Annotated in this window: 13 protein-coding genes; 4 read left to right on the top strand and 9 right to left on the bottom strand. The window is 62.2% G+C overall.

Going from position 1 to position 16,688, the window contains the following annotated elements; all coding sequences use genetic code 11:
• Positions 1-11: 11 nt before the first annotated feature.
• From R1T40_RS02170 to R1T40_RS02145, 6 genes are all read right to left on the bottom strand, one after another.
• Complete coding sequence (locus R1T40_RS02170; protein WP_106163306.1) at positions 12-1,796, bottom strand: peptidoglycan D,D-transpeptidase FtsI family protein; 1,785 nt, start codon at positions 1,794-1,796, stop codon at positions 12-14.
• Positions 1,793-2,140 carry a cell division protein FtsL gene (ftsL, locus tag R1T40_RS02165; RefSeq protein WP_106163305.1) on the bottom strand — a complete coding sequence of 116 codons (348 nt, stop codon included), beginning with the start codon at positions 2,138-2,140 and terminating at the stop codon, positions 1,793-1,795. The genes R1T40_RS02170 and ftsL overlap by 4 nt, the downstream gene beginning before the upstream one ends.
• A complete protein-coding gene (rsmH, locus tag R1T40_RS02160; protein WP_106163304.1) occupies positions 2,140-3,129 on the bottom strand; it encodes a 16S rRNA (cytosine(1402)-N(4))-methyltransferase RsmH in 990 nt (329 codons plus the stop codon). Before rsmH ends, ftsL begins: the two co-directional genes overlap by 1 nt.
• A gap of 3 nt (positions 3,130-3,132) precedes the next feature.
• Positions 3,133-3,636: a division/cell wall cluster transcriptional repressor MraZ gene (mraZ, locus tag R1T40_RS02155; protein WP_106163303.1), complete on the bottom strand. Its 504-nt coding sequence runs from the start codon at positions 3,634-3,636 to the stop codon at positions 3,133-3,135.
• Between the two features lie 784 nt (positions 3,637-4,420).
• Positions 4,421-4,882 (bottom strand): hypothetical protein, encoded by a 462-nt coding sequence (locus R1T40_RS02150; RefSeq protein WP_317385711.1) that lies wholly within the window; start codon positions 4,880-4,882, stop codon positions 4,421-4,423.
• Between the two features lie 120 nt (positions 4,883-5,002).
• Complete coding sequence (locus R1T40_RS02145) at positions 5,003-6,082, bottom strand: Mrp/NBP35 family ATP-binding protein (RefSeq protein ID WP_317385710.1); 1,080 nt, start codon at positions 6,080-6,082, stop codon at positions 5,003-5,005.
• A gap of 319 nt (positions 6,083-6,401) precedes the next feature.
• Between R1T40_RS02145 and R1T40_RS02140 the strand changes: the two genes are divergently transcribed.
• Positions 6,402-6,620 (top strand): DUF1127 domain-containing protein, encoded by a 219-nt coding sequence (locus tag R1T40_RS02140; protein ID WP_106163251.1) that lies wholly within the window; start codon positions 6,402-6,404, stop codon positions 6,618-6,620.
• A 417-nt stretch (positions 6,621-7,037) separates the two neighbouring features.
• Here the strand turns inward: R1T40_RS02140 and R1T40_RS02135 are convergent, their stop codons facing one another.
• Complete coding sequence (locus R1T40_RS02135) at positions 7,038-9,494, bottom strand: ATP-dependent helicase (protein ID WP_317385709.1); 2,457 nt, start codon at positions 9,492-9,494, stop codon at positions 7,038-7,040.
• A gap of 265 nt (positions 9,495-9,759) precedes the next feature.
• Between R1T40_RS02135 and R1T40_RS02130 the strand changes: the two genes are divergently transcribed.
• Together R1T40_RS02130 and R1T40_RS02125 are read left to right on the top strand one after the other, a co-directional pair.
• Positions 9,760-10,203, top strand: coding sequence for a BLUF domain-containing protein (locus R1T40_RS02130; protein ID WP_317385708.1), 444 nt, complete (start codon positions 9,760-9,762; stop codon positions 10,201-10,203).
• 70 nt (positions 10,204-10,273) lie between these two features.
• Positions 10,274-11,443 (top strand): alpha-hydroxy acid oxidase, encoded by a 1,170-nt coding sequence (locus tag R1T40_RS02125; protein ID WP_317385707.1) that lies wholly within the window; start codon positions 10,274-10,276, stop codon positions 11,441-11,443.
• Positions 11,444-11,543: 100 nt separating this feature from the next.
• Here the strand turns inward: R1T40_RS02125 and R1T40_RS02120 are convergent, their stop codons facing one another.
• Entirely contained in the window at positions 11,544-11,978 is a 435-nt protein-coding gene (locus tag R1T40_RS02120) for a BLUF domain-containing protein (protein ID WP_106163247.1), read from the bottom strand.
• Positions 11,979-12,403: 425 nt separating this feature from the next.
• Here R1T40_RS02120 and R1T40_RS02115 point away from each other — a divergent pair, with 425 nt between their 5' ends.
• Complete coding sequence (locus tag R1T40_RS02115) at positions 12,404-15,844, top strand: pyruvate carboxylase (RefSeq protein ID WP_317385706.1); 3,441 nt, start codon at positions 12,404-12,406, stop codon at positions 15,842-15,844.
• Positions 15,845-15,969: 125 nt separating this feature from the next.
• Here R1T40_RS02115 and R1T40_RS02110 read toward each other — a convergent pair whose 3' ends face one another.
• Complete coding sequence (locus R1T40_RS02110; protein WP_317385705.1) at positions 15,970-16,557, bottom strand: outer membrane protein; 588 nt, start codon at positions 16,555-16,557, stop codon at positions 15,970-15,972.
• Positions 16,558-16,688: the final 131 nt, after the last annotated feature.

Below are 16,688 nucleotides of genomic sequence, written 5' to 3'. Positions count from 1 at the left end.
GTCCCCACATGTTAGTTTGAGGTGAGGGTTACACCAGAGATATGGGCGGGTTCAATCTGCGGTCTGAGGCCAAGCAGCGGCGCCAGCCGTGCAATCATCTCTCCGGCGACCGGTGCCGCAGTCCAACCTGCGGTGCGACGATCCTCGCCATGGGCGATGATTTCAGGTTCATCGAGCGTCACCACCAACACATACTTCGGCTCATCGGTGGGAAAGACAGCCGCAAAGGTCGCGATCACCTTGTCCTTGTAATAGCCGCCCATCGGCTTTGGCTTGTCAGCGGAGCCGGTTTTCCCACCCACGCTGTAGCCCTTCACCTCAGCCATGGAGGCTGTGCCGTTGCTGACGACCAGACGCAGCATGTCCAGTGACGCCTTTGCCACCTCTTCACTCACGATACGCTCACCCATCTGAGGGCCAGTCTGCTTCAGGATCGTTGGCGCCACATAGCGCCCGCCATTGGCGATCGCCGCGTAGCCCGCCGCAAGATGCATCGGGGTGGTGGAAATACCGTGACCGTAGGAAATGGTCATTGTTGACAGTTCCGACCAGTTCTTGGGCAACAGCGGCTGACCACCGGAGGCCTCGACGATCTCGAACGGGGTCGGCTTCAACATGCCGAGCCGGTCGAGGAACGCCCGCTGACGCTCGGCCCCGATCTGCTGGGCCATGCGCGCCGTGCCGATGTTGGACGATTTCTCGATGATACGGGAAACCGTCAACTCCTTGCCGTAGTTGCTGAAATCTTTGATCGAGAACTTGCCCCAGCGCAGGGGGCCACGAATGTCGATGACCGTGTCCGGCGTCACCAGATCCAGCTCCATCGCCTGCGCAGCGGTGAAGATCTTGAAGGTGGAGCCCAGCTCATAGACCCCCTGAACCGAGCGGTTGAACAGCGGGCTTTGCGACGGGTCGAAACCGGAGGTTGGCGGCCGGGGCCGTTCGTTGGGGTCGAAATCCGGCAGGCTTGCGACCGAGATCACCTCGCCGGTGTGCACGTCCATCAGGATCGAAGTCGCCCCCTTGGCGTTCATCAGCTTCATGCCGCCATAGAGCACCTCTTCGGAGGCGTCCTGCACCGACAGATCGAGGCTCAACTCCAGCGGCTTACCCGCATTGGCCGGGTCGCGCAGGTAGTCGTCGAATTGTTTTTCAACCCCCGCGACACCGATCACCTCGGCCGCGCTCACGCCCTCCTTGCCGAAGGACGCACCGCCCAGCACATGGGACGCCAGTTGGCCGTTGGGATACAGGCGCATTTCACGCGGCCCGAACATCAACCCCGGATCACCGATATCATGCACGGCCTGAAGCTGTTCCGGGCTGATTTTCTTCTTGATCCACAGGAACTTGCGCTTACCCGTGAAATCCTTCAGCAGGCGCTCGCGCTCCAGATCGGGGAAGATCGCCACCAGCTTGTCGGCGGCGGCGACGGGATCAATCATCTGCGGCGGCTGCGCATAGAGCGAATGGGTCTCGAAGTTGGTCGCCAGGATGCGGCCATCACGGTCCACGATATCGGCCCGCTGATTGGCAATCGCGCTGCCCCCCACGGAGGCCACCGGCTCTGACGGCTCGGAGGTTGCCATAAACGCCATACGCCCGCCGATCGCCACATAGGCACAGACAAAGAACGCCGCCAACACCAGCAGCCGGCCCTCGGCACGGGTGCGCGCGCGCACCTCCATCTCGCTGTGGCGCTGCGCGAGATTCTCGCGCTCGATCAGGTCCGGGTTCTCGCCGCGCGCTCGGGCGGGCAGCACACGGGCCAAGGGACGCAGGGGCGTGCGGATCATTGGTCGTCCTCCTGCCCATAGGCGGACACTTCAACGCCCTCTTCGATCACCAGACCGGAGGGCGGAAAGGACACTTCGTCGACGCGGCCAAACTGATCCGGACGCAGCGGCACCAGACCGAGGCTGTCAAAGTTCAGCTCGGCAAGATTGCGCAGCCGATCCGGGCGGTTGAGATAGGCCCATTCCGCCCGCAACACGCTGAGACGCACCTGGGCCGCGGCAATATTGCTGCGCAGGCCGCGGGTTTCTTTCAGCACCTGTTGCGTGGCGTAATTCTCGCGGTAGGCCCAGAATGCCAGACCAAAGACCGCGAGGATCGTCAGAATATAGGCAAGGGTTCTCATCAGCGCGTCTCTTTCAACTGCGGCATGCTCAGTTCGCGGGCGGTGATTTCGGTCGGGGCCGCATCCGTGCGGCGCCCCACACGCAACAGGGCTGAGCGCGACCTAGGGTTCTGCGCCAGCTCCTCGTCATCGGGACCAACGGCCTTGCGGGTGACCAGCTCGAACTGGCTTGGCAGCTCTTCAAGTGCGGGGGCGTAGCGGTTGGCATTGCCGGTCTTGTTGGCGCGGTGCTGGAAGAAGCGTTTGACCATGCGATCCTCGACCGAATGGAAAGTCACCACCGCCAAGAGGCCACCGGGTTTCAGCGCCCGTTCGGCAGCCAGCAAACCGCCCATCAGCTCCTCATATTCGCCGTTCACCGCGATGCGCAGCGCCTGAAAGCTGCGTGTGGCGGGATGCGACTGGCCGGGCTTGGGGCGCGGCAGGCAGCTCTCAATGATCTCGGTCAGGCGCAGGGTGGTGGTGATCGGCTCAATGGCGCGCTCGCGCACGATGGCCTTGGCGATCCGGCGCGAGGCACGTTCCTCGCCGAAATTGTAAATGATATCCGCAAGTTGCACCTCGGTGAGCTCTGCCACCAGATCCGCGGCAGAGGGGCCGTCCTGCGACATGCGCATATCGAGCGGGCCGTCCTTCATGAAGGAAAACCCCCGCTCGGCCAGGTCAAGCTGCATAGAGGAGACACCAAGGTCCAGCACAACGCCGTCCAGATCCTGCGCGTAGTCATCCATGCGGGAGAAGACCCCCTGCTGCAGCACCAGCTTGTCGCCGTAGTCCGCCGCCCAGGGTTGCGCCATCTCGAAGGCCAGCGGGTCGCGGTCGACGCCGATGACCTGATCGGCCCCGGCGGCCAGCAGACCCTTGGTATAGCCCCCGGCCCCGAAGGTGCCATCGAGCCAGCGCCCCCGGACCGGCGCCACAGCCGCCAGCAGCGGCTTCAGCAGGACGGGGATATGGGGACCGGAAGAAGCAGCGGGGCGGTCCGACATGAGTTACGCGCCTCCGGCGCCGTCTAGGAATTCAAGGGGATCGAAGTCTTCGGGCAGATCGTCCAGCAGCTTCTCAGCTTCGGCCATCTCGACCTCATCATAGGTCTCGGGCTTCCAGATCTGAAAGGTGTCGCCGGATGCGATAAAGAAGGCCTCGTTATCGAGGTCGATCTTCTGCCGCAGTTTGGCCGGCAGCACAAGGCGACCGGTCTCATCGACGGTGGTGGGCAGGGACTGACCATTGAAGATACGCTCAAGGACCTTGCGCCCGCGAGAGCCACGGGGCAACGCCGCGATCTTGGCGTCGACCTCTTCAATGGCCTCCATGGTGTAGCACTCGAGGTATTGGCGGCGGTGGTCGCCGTACACGATCACCAGTTCGGGACTGTCGCCAGGCTGCCAGTTCGGGTCGGAGGATTCCAGCACACGGCGAAAGGAGGCTGGGATAGACACCCGCCCCTTGCTGTCCACCTTGTGGTGGCTCTCGCCTCTGAACCTGCGACCCACTGCGCCGCCCTTTCCCGCGTCCCGCGCGTTTCCCCGGCTTCGTCCTGAACCCGGGGCCTTAAAACCAAAAGGGGCGAGTTGATCCGCTGCCACTGATCAACCCGCCGCCTTGACCCGCTATGCGGGGTGTCCGACTGCGCGCGCCACCTGGGGGGATGTCTGCTCGCTCGCGCGCCGGATCTCTTCATTGATGAAAGCGAAGGCCTGTATGAAACCTGCCGTTTTGTAAGGTTGGGGTCGTTTGTTGCCCCGTGCTCTTCGTTCTCATCCGATGAATTAGGGATACAATGGGAATGCATGGTCCCGCAAGGGATTTCTACAGGTAGCAGGGTGAGAATCGCCGCTCAGAGTCGCATTTCAAAGTCGCCCGCAAGGCCGAAATACTCGAATACGGCTGCATGTGGGGCAGAAACCTCAGATCAACACCATATATATGGCACACTTGCGCCTACGAAAAACTTCCCTTAATTTCCCACGATTCCTTTAGGCAGATGACAGGCGGGAGCATTTGTTCACCACTTGTTCACACACGGCATGCAAAATACCGCCTCCGACCGCTGCTTTTCCCAATTTATGTGATTCGTTTTGCACCAAACCTGGCAACGGGCCATGGTTTCCCATACCGCCCATGATTTCCCGTGAACCGGGCCATGGTTTCCCATTCCTGTAGCGCCTGTTGTAGCGTGACGGACTTTTTTACAGTGATTTACAGACTTTTTTACAGCAACGCGGTTTTGGTCTGACATGGGATTGAAGGGGCGTTGAACGCCCCTTCAAGTGGCTTTCACACTACAAGCTCCTGCTGCAGATCGAGGAACGCGCGCGCCGCAGCCATTGGGACCACCCCGTTGCCGGCTGCAGCGGATCGGTCCAGCCCTAAGGCCACCCCATCATCTAGTCCGTGAACGCAGGGTTTAAGCTCAGGGAATGCTCTGAGCGCTTCTCCCCATTGCTCAAATTCATCCGGAAGCGGTGGGAAGAGCGGAACCGCTGCGGCGTTCACTCCGCCGCTCCCAGCAGACCCCACATCAGTGTCCAGCCAGCCGCCGCCCGTGGCATCCCGATCTGCGTGCTGGTTTTGTTTAAGTCCGGCTTGAACTTCACGCCCGTTGGGCCCGCCACGATGCATGCGTTCGCCCCGCCGCTCTTGAACGTCGGCGTGGGCCAGAGTGAACAACAGTTCGCGGATATGCGCCCCGCCGACTTCCGCCGCTGATACGACGCGCGCTGCAACCCGATAGCCCATGCCCTGAAGAACTCCGACGACGTCTTGCAGGCCAAGGGAGAGATGCCCTAATCAATCGCCGCCGTGTGGTTGCCCACGGAGGCTTGCACCGACTTGGCCCGAGGCGTGGCAGGTCGTTGATCAGGCCATGCCGCCCTCGACAAGCCCGCTTGCGATACGGGCGTAGGCCTCGGCCATCGGCCCATCGCCGGCCGCAATCGGCGTGCCACCGTCCCCGGCCAACCGTGTTTCAAGGTCGATCGGCAGTGCGCCAAGCAGCGGTAGGCGCAGAGCCTCAGCCTCCGCCGCGACACCGCCATTGCCAAAGATGTTGTGAGTGCCGCCGCAATCGGGACAGGTAAAGAAAGACATGTTCTCAATCAGCCCAAGCACCGGAGTCTTGAGCGTGTCGAACATGTCGAGCGCCTTGCGGGCATCCAGCAACGCGACATCCTGCGGTGTGGAAACCACGATGGCCCCCGTCAGCTCCGCCTTGGTGCAGAGGGTGAGCTGCACATCGCCGGTGCCCGGTGGCAAATCGACGATCAGCACGTCCAGCTCGCCCCAGTTCACCTGCCCCAGCATCTGCTGCAGCGCCCCCATCAGCATCGGGCCGCGCCAGACCACGGCCTTGCGTTCCTCCACCATGAAGCCGATCGACATTACCGTGACCCCATGGGCGTGCAGCGGCTCGATCGTGGTGCCATCCGGGCTGGCGGGGCGTCCGGAGACCCCCATCATGCGCGGCTGCGAGGGACCGTATATATCCGCGTCCAGCAGGCCGACCTTGCGCCCCTGCCGCGCCAGGGCCACGGCGAGATTGGCGCTGACGGTGGATTTGCCGACGCCACCCTTGCCGGAGGCGATGGCGAGGATGCGCTTGACGCCCGAGGGCTTCATTGGTGCGGCCTGCGGTTTGGGATGACCGCCCAGCTTGAGGCTGGGGGCGGCTTTCTGAGGGCCGGCCTGTGCCGGACCATGGGCGGTCAGCACCACCGAGACCTCCTCGACGCCCGACAGCTCCGCGACGCAGGCCTGCGCGGCGCGGCGCAGCGGTTCCATCTGCCCGGCGATCTGCGGCGAAGGCGCTTCGATCACGAACCGCACGGTGCCGCCCTCGATGGTGAGGGCGCGCAGCATGTCGCGCGACACCAACGTGCCACCGTCGGGAAGCTCCAAACGCTCCAGTGCGGCGCGAATCTCTTCCTTGGTCACTGACATGGGGACTACTCCTTTTTGGGCCATCGCTTCGGGCTTTCACCGGATATATGCGCTGCATGCACGGGGCCCAAGCGACAAATTGACAGCGCTAACAGGCATGGCGACAAATTCTTGCCCAGATATGTGGCGAAAGGAAATATTGTCGCGCAGACTTTGGGCAAAACGTGGAAAAATATCCCTTATACCCATGCACTTGCTGCATAGCAGAAATGACCAATCCCCGGATTGTGCATTTGCAGCATTTGGTTATCTTAAGGATCAACAGAGACACACAGACAGACGGGCACACGGCCCCGACGATGACGAGCGAGACAAAGCAATGGCGATCCTGAACCAGATCAATACACATACCCCCTTCACCACCGGTGGCGTGACGCAAATGATCCAGGGCGCGCGTGAAAAGTTCGCTCAATACCGCGTGTATCGCGAGACCCTGAATGAGCTGAACGCTCTGACCGGTCGCGAACTGGCGGATCTGGGGCTGAACCGCTCCATGCTGAAGCGCGTCGCCATCGAGGCCGCCTACGGCGATAAGTAAGAACACAAGAGATCAGGTCCTTTCTCCTCCTCCCTTAAGGACCTGTCCTACGCGGTGGCATCTCCCTCCTCCCTGATGCCACCGCACCTAATACCGGCCTCGCGCCGGGATCAGATGCACCGGGTTTCCTCCTCCCTTTAACCTGGTGTTTGACAGAACGGCGGTGCCCCCTCCTCCTCCCTGGGCGCCGCCGTTTCCTTATTCTCTCCCCCTATTTGTGAATCCAGACGCCTCCGCCCCGGTCACACCGCGGCGGATTTTTTGCGTCATCATTTGCAATTAGGGGATGGCGGCGGGGCCGCAGGGGCGCATGCCCCTGCGGCCCCGCCGCCCGGGTCGGATCGCCTTAGCGATCCGATCCCGACAGACAGTCGGATCGCAATAGCGATCCGACTGTCTGGAGTGGTCAATAGAGTGTCAGAACGGCACGTCGTCGCTGGCCGAAACAAAGCGAGCTACCACTTTCTTGGTCCCGGCCTTCTCGAAATCCACTTCCAGCTTGTCACCCTCGATCCCGATGACCGCGCCATAGCCGAACTTCTGGTGGAACACCCGCTCGCCCATGGTGAAGGCAGAGGTGGCCGTCAGGTCGATCACCTGGGTCTTGCTCTCGCGGGGTTTGCTCAGCCCATGTTCGCCAGCCCGCGCCTGCATGCGTTTCCAACCCGGAGAATTATAGCCATCTGCATTGGCCATCCGCTCCTCGATGGTGGAGCGGCCGTATTCATTGGCCGTCTCACCAAAACCACGCGCCGCGCCCGGCGCCGCCGCGCCGTAGCCCCCGCCATAGAGCCCCGGTGGCGTCAGCACCTCCACATGCTCTTCGGGCAGCTCGTCGACGAATCGTGACGGCAGCTGCGACTGCCATTGGCCAAACACCCGGCGGTTTCCGGCAAAGGAAATGGTGCAGACCTCCTCGGCCCGGGTGATACCCACATAGGCCAGGCGACGTTCTTCCTCGAGCCCCTTGAGGCCGCTTTCATCCATCGAGCGCTGCGAGGGAAACAGGCCGTCCTCCCAGCCCGGCAGGAACACCGCCGGAAACTCCAGCCCCTTGGCCGCGTGCAGGGTCATGATGGAGACCTTCTGCTCCGCATCCTGCTTGTCGTTGTCCATCACCAGGCTGACATGTTCGAGGAAGCCCTGCAGGTTCTCGAAGTTTTCCAGCGCCTTGACCAGTTCCTTGAGGTTTTCAAGGCGGCCCGGGGCCTCCGGCGTCTTGTCGTTCTGCCACATGGTGGTGTAGCCGCTCTCATCCAGGATGATCTCGGCCAGTTCCACATGCGGAACCTCCGGCTCCCCAGAGGTGAAGGCGTCAAAGCTGGTGGCCTCCAGCACCGCGTCTTCCGGACCCTGGGGCGGCGCCACCACGCGGGTCATGCGGCCCCAGCGGGCGATATCCTCGACCAGACGGCGCAGGGCCGCGCCGCCCTTGCCCTTGATGTGGCCCTCTTCCACCGCGATCCGGGCGCCCTCCAGCAGGGACACGCCGTTTTCGCGGGCGATCATCTGCATTTTCTGCTGCGCCTTGTCGCCAAGGCCGCGTTTGGGCGTGTTGACGATGCGTTCAAAGGCCAGATCATCGTCGGGTGAGATCACCACACGGAAATAAGCCATGGCATCACGGATTTCCAAACGTTCATAGAAACGCGGGCCGCCGATGACGCGATAAGGCAGACCGATGGTCAGGAAACGGTCCTCGAAGGCGCGCATCTGATGCGAGGCACGCACCAGGATGGCCATCTCGTTGAGGTCGATGGGGCGGATGCCGCGACTGCCGCGCTGCATCGCCTCGATTTCCTCGCCGATCCAGCGGGCCTCTTCCTCGCCGTCCCAATGACCGATCAGGCGGACCTTTTCGCCGCCGTCGGCCTCGGTCCACAGCTCCTTGCCCAGACGCCCCTCATTGCCGCGAATGACGCCAGATGCCGCCGCCAGAATATGGGCGGTGGAGCGGTAGTTCTGCTCCAGCCGGATCACCTTGGCGCCAGAAAAATCCTTTTCAAACCGCAGGATATTGCCCACCTCGGCACCGCGCCAGCCGTAGATCGACTGGTCGTCATCCCCGACGCAGCAGATGTTCTTGTGCCCCGAGGCCAGCAGTCGCAGCCAGAGATACTGAGCGACGTTGGTATCCTGATACTCGTCCACCAGGATGTAGCGGAACCAGCGATGATACTGCGCCAGCAAATCCGGGTTGTTCTGGAAGATCTCCACCACATGCAGCAACAGATCGCCAAAATCGACCGCATTCAGCTCCTTCAGGCGGGCCTGATACTGGGCGTAGAATTCGGTGCCCCGATAGTTGTAGGCGCTGGCGTCGCTGGCGGGCACCTTCTCCGGGGTCAGTGCGCGGTTCTTCCAGTCGTCGATGATGTTGGCCAGCATCCGGGCCGGCCAGCGCTTGTCGTCGATGCCGGCGGCCTGGATGAGCTGCTTCATCAGGCGGATCTGGTCGTCGGTGTCCAAAATGGAGAAATTCGATTTCAGCCCCACCAGTTCCGCATGGCGGCGCAGCAGCTTGACGCAGATGGAGTGAAAGGTGCCGAGCCAGGGCATGCCCTCGGCCGGTTGGCCCAGCATCCGGCCCACCCGCTCCTTCATCTCGCGGGCGGCCTTGTTGGTGAAGGTCACCGCGAGGATTTCATTGGTGCGCGCCTTGTTGGTGCTGAGCAGATGCACGATGCGCGTGGTCAGCGCCTTGGTCTTGCCGGTGCCGGCGCCAGCCAGCATCAATACCGGGCCGTCCAATGTCTCTACCGCCTCGCGTTGCGCGGGGTTCAACCCGTCCATATAGGGCGTGGGCCGCGCGGCCATGGCGCGGGCGGATAGCGATGCGCCCTCGAAGGCGTCCATTTCGTCGAAACTGCTCATGGGGCTCATCCTAGCGTGATTCAGCGATAACGGGAAGAGGTGTGTTCATGCTATGTTCCGAACGCACGCCTTCCGCTCTTTCCGCCACCGCGCTTATCAGTCCGAATGCGCTGGATAAAGCCCTCAGGTTGGCATCGCTGTACATCTGGATAGGTCGCGTGACCGCTTGACCAAAACGTTAACCGCCTGACAGCTGGGGCGGTTCCCGCACGCATGATAGGGTGAATTCAAGCGAAGAGTTTGGCCACATACGGAGGACGGGTTGATGTTCAGACTGATCTACATAAGCGAGGCCGTTCACCAGATGCCCGACGAGGCCGTCATTGCGATCGTGCAAAAATCCCGCCGTCGCAACGAGGCAAGCGGATTGCGTGGCGCCCTTCTCTACCACGAAGGCCGGTTCATCCATATGCTGGAGGGCCCGGAGGCAGAGGTCATGGCGCGGTTTGAACGTCTTCGGCTTGATCCCCGACATCATAGCCTGCAGCTGCTGGGCACGAACGGGATCGACGCGCCGCTCTGCGCCAGCGGCATGGAGCATCACGACATAGATGCGCTGCCGCAGGATATCGCCGAGACCTTGCACGAGGCGCTGGCGCTGCTGAATGACCTGCCGCCACGGGATTTTTCCCAGCCGCGCCCCGGGCGCCACCAGCCCCGTCCGATGCGGCAGGTGCTGCCTGTGTTTTCCGGCGGCCTTGCGGCCTAACCGCCCCCCCCCCGGATACTCGATACCGGTCGCGCATTTCCACTGGACACCCGCTGCGGGACGCCAAAGAATGCGCGGCATGAATTTGGATCAACGTTTCCCCGGTCTCGACGACCTGCGCGCCCACGCCCGCCGCCGCCTTCCCCGATTTGTCTGGGAGTATCTCGACAGCGCCACCGGGCGGGAGGCATCGCAAGCGCGCAACCGCCGTTGCCTCGACCGGATCGGGTTGATGCCCGCGATACTGAACGGTCCGCAGGACGTAGACCTGAGCACGGAGCTGTTCGGCTCCACCCTGCCCCTGCCTTTTGGCATCGCGCCGGTGGGCATGTCTGGGCTGGTCTGGCCGGACGCGGAGGGGCATCTCGCGCGCCATGCAAAGTCCGCGAACCTGCCCTATGGCCTGTCCACGGTCGCCAGCCAAAGCCCGGAAGACCTGGCACCACATCTGGGCGCGCACGGCTGGTTCCAGCTTTATCCGCCAAAAGACGAAACCATCCGTAAGGACATGCTGGCCCGTGCGCGCGATGCCGGGTTCAAGGTGCTTGTGCTGACGGTGGATGTGCCGGTGGCTTCGCGCAGGGAACGTCAGGTCAGATCTGGCCTGACACAACCGCCAAGGCTGACCCCGCGCCTGCTGGTGCAGGTGGCGCAGCGCCCGACCTGGGCCCTGGGCATGGCGATGCAACACAAGGGCGATGGTGGCATGCCCCACATGCGCACGCTGGACAAATACATTGAGGGTGCCGCCTCTGCCCTGTCCTCCACGGCGCATATTGGCTATCTGCTGCGCACCGCGCCGGACTGGGACTATCTTGACTGGTTGCGCGATCATTGGGACGGGCCGCTGGTGGTAAAAGGCGTGCTGAATGCGCAAGATGTCCCCCGGCTGGAGGCTGCGGGCGCTGATGCGATCTGGATCTCCAACCACGCGGGACGCCAGTTCGATGCGGCCCCCGCGCCGATCGAGGTTCTGGAGGAAATCCGGGCAGCCACACCGCTGCCGCTGATCCTCGACAGCGGGATCGAGGGCGGACTGGATATCCTGCGCGCCATGGCGCTTGGCGCAGATTTCGTGATGATGGGGCGCGCATGGCACTATGCGCTTGCCGCATTGGGCGCACGCGGACCTGCGCATCTGACCGACATGCTGACCAAGGATCTGGCTGCAAACATGGGACAATTGGGCATTTCCGATTTGAAATCAGCACGCGATCTGAAGCGCTTGAACCTGGACTGACTGCGCCCAAACTACAGAAAAGGCGCGATCCTCGCCCAAGGACCGCGCCATCCCCCGCCGTTCCCCCCCGGGTCAGACTGGTGGTAAAATTTCTTTTGGCCTACGCTGCCAGAAGCTGTTTGAAGCTGGCCAGAAAATCACGAACCTTGTGACGGACCGCAAGATCATTGCCGCGAAACGGGCTGTTGATCGGCATTAGATCACGCAATGGTTTCACCCTTTCGTTGCCAAGGAGCGGCAGTGCTGCGGGTGTCTCATGCACGAAAGTCCAGTCGTCAAAGGCGCGCATCTGGATCTCGCAGGCTTCGATCACCTCGAAATCCCGGTGTCGCGGATCGTCCTGGATCATCTGCGCACGGCGGCGAATTGCGGCTTCGTCGCCTTCGAGGATATGCAGGAACCGGCCCTGATGCACCACCAGCAGCCCCGTCAGACCCGCGCGCCGGTTGTTCCGGTGACAGGCCCCCGCAATGTCCGCGATCTGCTGCGCGGTAAGGTCACGGGAAGCGGTGCTGGCATAAATGAAGCGATGCATCTGTTGAGTCCTTCGTTTCGTTGAGCGTGTGACCTTGCTTTGCGGTGGTCTGGAGGATCGCTTCTGACTGATCCGTCGATGTTGATTAAAATTTATCCGAAATACGCTCGAATAGAAGTCCTATCCGAAAGAGTGGTTAACGCTCGAAAGGCGACCCTCAAAATGCTGCAGTGCAAAAAAATGCGTGCACCAAGCGCGATCGCTCGGTACAACATCGCCAGCCCGCCTTCCCAAACGGCCTGCCGTGGCGGCAAAAGCCGGGAGTTCTCGGCTTCAATTTCGCATTTCGGCACGCCCACCTGCCGGAATTCAAGAAAAGGGGCGCAAGTGAGCGCAATCATGCCGCAGACACCCAGAGGACCAAATGGTCCGCGTGTCATACAGCCTTCACCACTTGCCCAACCCATAAAGACCTCGGGGGAAAGATGACTGAGTTCAACAAAATCCTGATTGCCAACCGTGGTGAGATCGCCATCCGTGTGATGCGCGCCGCCAACGAAATGGGCAAACGCACCGTCGCCGTCTATGCGGAGGAGGACAAACTGGGCCTGCACCGCTTCAAGGCGGATGAAGCCTATCGCATCGGCGAGGGCCTCGGCCCTGTCGCGGCCTATCTCTCCATCGACGAGATCATTCGCGTCGCCAAGGAATGCGGTGCTGATGCGATCCACCCGGGCTATGGCCTCTTGTCGGAAAACCCCGATTTTGTGGATGCCTGCGCACGCAATGGCATCACCTTCATCGGCCCCAAGGCCGAAACCATGCGCGCCTTGGGCGACAAGGCCAGCGCCCGTCGCGTGGCCGTAGAGGCCGGTGTGCCGGTCATTCCTGCCACCGAGGTGCTGGGCACCGACATGGACGCGATCCGCAAGGAAGCGGCTGAGGTCGGCTATCCCCTGATGCTGAAGGCCTCCTGGGGTGGCGGCGGACGCGGCATGCGTCCGATCCACTCCGAGGATGAGCTGGAAGAGAAGGTTCTGGAAGGTCGCCGCGAGGCCGAAGCCGCATTCGGCAATGGCGAAGGGTATCTCGAGAAAATGATCACCCGCGCCCGTCACGTCGAGGTGCAGATACTCGGTGACAAGCACGGCGAAATCTACCACCTGTTTGAGCGCGACTGCTCCGTGCAGCGCCGCAACCAGAAGGTCGTGGAACGCGCGCCCGCGCCCTATCTGACGGATGCGCAACGGACCGAGATCTGCGATCTGGGCCGCAAGATCTGCCAACATGTGAACTATGAATGCGCCGGTACCGTCGAATTCCTGATGGATATGGAGACGGAGAAGTTCTACTTCATCGAGGTGAACCCGCGGGTGCAGGTGGAACACACCGTCACCGAAGAAGTCACCGGCATCGACATCGTGCAGGCACAGATCCTGATTGCCGAGGGCAAGACGCTGGCAGAGGCGACCGGCAAGGCCAGCCAGGACGAGATCACCCTCAACGGTCACGCGCTGCAGACCCGCGTAACCACCGAGGATCCGCTCAACAACTTCATCCCCGATTATGGCCGCATCACGGCCTATCGCTCTGCCACCGGCATGGGCATCCGTCTGGATGGCGGCACCGCCTATGCGGGCGGCGTGATCACGCGGTACTATGACAGCCTGCTGACCAAGGTGACGGCCAAGGCGCCGACGCCGGAAAAAGCGATCGCCCGTATGGACCGCGCGCTGCGTGAATTCCGGGTGCGCGGTGTCAGCACCAACATCGCCTTTGTCGAGAACCTGCTGAAGCATCCGACCTTCCTGTCGAATGAGTACACCACCAAGTTCATCGACGAGACGCCGGAGCTGTTCCACTTTGCCAAGCGCCGCGACCGCGGCACCAAGGTGCTGACCTATATCGCGGATATCTCCGTCAACGGTCACCCGGAAACCGAAGGCCGCGCCGCGCCGCACCCCGACCTGAAGGAGCCGCGCGCGCCCAAGGTCGACAAGGGCAACACCCCTTATGGTGCCCGCAACCTTCTGGAGCAGAAGGGCGCCAAGGCCGTCGCGGACTGGATGACGGCGCAGCGGCAGTTGCTGCTCACGGACACCACCATGCGCGACGGCCACCAGTCCCTGCTGGCCACCCGCATGCGCAGCCATGACATGATCAAGGTGGCGCCTGCCTATGCGCAAAACCTCAGCCAGCTGTTCTCGGTCGAGTGCTGGGGCGGGGCCACGTTCGATGTGGCCTATCGTTTCTTGCAGGAATGCCCGTGGCAGCGTCTGCGCGACCTGCGCGAGGCGATGCCGAACCTGATGACCCAGATGCTGCTGCGCGCCTCCAACGGGGTGGGCTACACCAACTACCCCGACAATGTGGTGCAGTTCTTCGTGAAAGAAGCCGCCAAGGGTATCGACGTCTTCCGCGTGTTTGACAGCCTCAATTGGGTCGAGAACATGCGCGTCGCCATGGACGCCGTGGTGGAGAGCGGCAAGATCTGCGAAGGCACCATCTGCTACACCGGCGATATCCTTGATCCCGAGCGCGCCAAATATGACGTGAAATACTACGTCGGCATGGCCAAGGAATTGGAAGCGGCGGGCGCCCATGTGCTGGGCCTGAAGGACATGGCGGGGCTGTTGAAACCGGCCTCTGCCAAGCTGCTCATCAAGGCGCTGAAGGAAGAGGTCGGCCTGCCGATCCACTTCCACACCCATGACACCTCCGGCATTGCGGGCGCGACCATTCTGGCGGCGGCGGATGCAGGTGTGGATGCGGTGGATGCGGCAATGGATGCCTTCTCTGGCGGCACCTCGCAGCCCTGTCTGGGGTCGATCGTCGAGGCACTGAAGAACACCGACCGCGACACCGGTCTGGACATCGGCAACATCCGAGAAATCTCGGAATACTGGGAAAACGTGCGCGCGCAATATGCAGCGTTCGAGAGCGGCCTGATGGCGCCGGCCTCCGAGGTTTATCTGCATGAGATGCCCGGCGGCCAGTTCACCAACCTCAAGGCACAGGCGCGCAGCCTTGGCCTGGAGGAGCGCTGGCACGAGGTCGCCCAGACCTATGCCGATGTGAACCAGATGTTCGGCGATATCGTCAAGGTGACGCCTTCGTCCAAGGTGGTGGGTGACATGGCGCTGATGATGGTCTCTCAGGGCCTGACCCGCAGCCAGGTCGAAGATCCGAAATCCGACGTCTCCTTCCCCAACTCGGTGGTGGACATGATGCGCGGCAACCTCGGCCAGCCTCCGGGCGGGTTCCCCGACGGCATCGTCAAGAAGGTGCTGAAGGGCGAGGCCCCGAACACCGAACGCCCCGGTGCCCATCTGGAGCCTGTCGACATCGAAAGCACCCGCGCGGATCTCTCGAAGGAGCTGGAAGGCCTCACCGTCGATGACGAGGATCTCAATGGCTATCTGATGTATCCCAAGGTCTTCCTGGATTACATGGGCCGCCACCGCCAATACGGTCCGGTCCGTGCTCTGCCGACGCAGACCTTCTTTTACGGCATGGAGCCCGGCGACGAGATCACCGCCGAGATCGATCCGGGCAAGAAGCTGGAAATTCGCCTGCAGGCCATCGGCGAGACCGATGAACAGGGTGAAGTGAAGGTGTTCTTTGAACTGAACGGCCAGCCCCGCGTCATTCGCGTGCCGAACCGTCTGGTGAAATCCTCCACCGCCGCCCGCCCCAAGGCCGAGGTTGGCAACGCGGATCACATCGGCGCGCCGATGCCGGGGGTTGTGGCCTCCATCGGGGTGCAACCAGGCCAGAAGGTGAAAGACGGCGACCTGTTGCTGACCATCGAGGCGATGAAGATGGAAACCGGCCTGCATGCCGAGCGCGACGCGGTGGTGAAGGCCGTACACGTCCAGCCCGGTGGCCAGATCGACGCCAAGGATCTGCTGGTCGAGCTGGAGTAAGGCCGCGCGTCGGCGTTCAGACGCCAAACACGGATCCAGAATGCAAAGAGGGGCGGTCAGAGACCGCCCCTCTTCTTTTATGCCGCTACGCACACCGACCCACACCGGATCGGTGCTGCGGTCGATTAGAACCGGTAGGAGGCGCGCAACTGCACCTTGTCGGTGTCGAGTTCGCCCGCCGGAATATCGCTGAAGTCGCTCTTGGTGTACTCAAGACCGACGCTGAACCGCTCGCTGACGAGGTATTCCGCACCCACACCATAGGTGAACGCGTTCTCGGAAATATCGGCACCGCCCGAGGCGAGCGACAGATGCGACACGCCTGCGGTCACATATGGCATGAACCGTCCGAGATCCATGCCGGCGCGGGCACGCAGCGAGGTCATATCGCCGTCGCCGCCATTGTCGCCGCTGATGTCGTCATACATCAGCTCACCGCCGACCACATAGCGGCCGAAGTCATGGTTATAGCCGCCGTGAATACCAAGGGCGTCAAAATCTTCGGATGCAGAGGCGCCGCCCTGCGACAGGTCCGCTTCGCCCTGTCCGTATTGCAGACCGCCGTAAAAGCCGGTCCAATCGGTGTCCGGCGCAGCCGTGACCACAGGGGCCGGGGCGGCTGGTGCAGGCTCGACAACCGGCTCGTCCAGATTGCCAGCCACCGCTGCGGAGGCCGAGATCGACAGGGTAGATGCGAGGATGATGCGCTTCATGATGTTGTCTCCATTTATTGCAGCCTTTCGCTGTGTGGAGAACATGGGCTCCATGAATGTCACCACAACCTCTGTGCCCCAACTGCGTGCGAGCGACCATAAAGCCGGTAAAAAACTGCCGTTTTCCCAGC

Origin of the sequence: Tritonibacter scottomollicae, assembly GCF_032924845.1 — a bacterium.
In the GTDB taxonomy this organism is placed as follows: domain Bacteria; phylum Pseudomonadota; class Alphaproteobacteria; order Rhodobacterales; family Rhodobacteraceae; genus Epibacterium; species Epibacterium scottomollicae.
The sequence above is the reverse complement of the archived record's forward strand: the minus strand, read 5'-3'. Positions and strand labels throughout refer to the sequence as shown.

Coding starts and splice junctions, on each gene's coding strand:
- R1T40_RS02115 (WP_317385706.1), top strand. CDS start 12,404: ATGACTGAGTTCAACAAAATCCTGATTGCCAACCGTGGTGAGATCGCC.
- R1T40_RS02145 (WP_317385710.1), bottom strand. CDS start 6,082: ATGTCAGTGACCAAGGAAGAGATTCGCGCCGCACTGGAGCGTTTGGAG.
- R1T40_RS02110 (WP_317385705.1), bottom strand. CDS start 16,557: ATGAAGCGCATCATCCTCGCATCTACCCTGTCGATCTCGGCCTCCGCA.
- R1T40_RS02135 (WP_317385709.1), bottom strand. CDS start 9,494: ATGAGCAGTTTCGACGAAATGGACGCCTTCGAGGGCGCATCGCTATCC.
- R1T40_RS02150 (WP_317385711.1), bottom strand. CDS start 4,882: ATGGGCTATCGGGTTGCAGCGCGCGTCGTATCAGCGGCGGAAGTCGGC.
- R1T40_RS02125 (WP_317385707.1), top strand. CDS start 10,274: ATGCGCGGCATGAATTTGGATCAACGTTTCCCCGGTCTCGACGACCTG.
- R1T40_RS02120 (WP_106163247.1), bottom strand. CDS start 11,978: ATGCATCGCTTCATTTATGCCAGCACCGCTTCCCGTGACCTTACCGCG.
- R1T40_RS02130 (WP_317385708.1), top strand. CDS start 9,760: ATGTTCAGACTGATCTACATAAGCGAGGCCGTTCACCAGATGCCCGAC.
- R1T40_RS02170 (WP_106163306.1), bottom strand. CDS start 1,796: ATGATCCGCACGCCCCTGCGTCCCTTGGCCCGTGTGCTGCCCGCCCGA.
- ftsL (WP_106163305.1), bottom strand. CDS start 2,140: ATGAGAACCCTTGCCTATATTCTGACGATCCTCGCGGTCTTTGGTCTG.
- R1T40_RS02140 (WP_106163251.1), top strand. CDS start 6,402: ATGGCGATCCTGAACCAGATCAATACACATACCCCCTTCACCACCGGT.
- rsmH (WP_106163304.1), bottom strand. CDS start 3,129: ATGTCGGACCGCCCCGCTGCTTCTTCCGGTCCCCATATCCCCGTCCTG.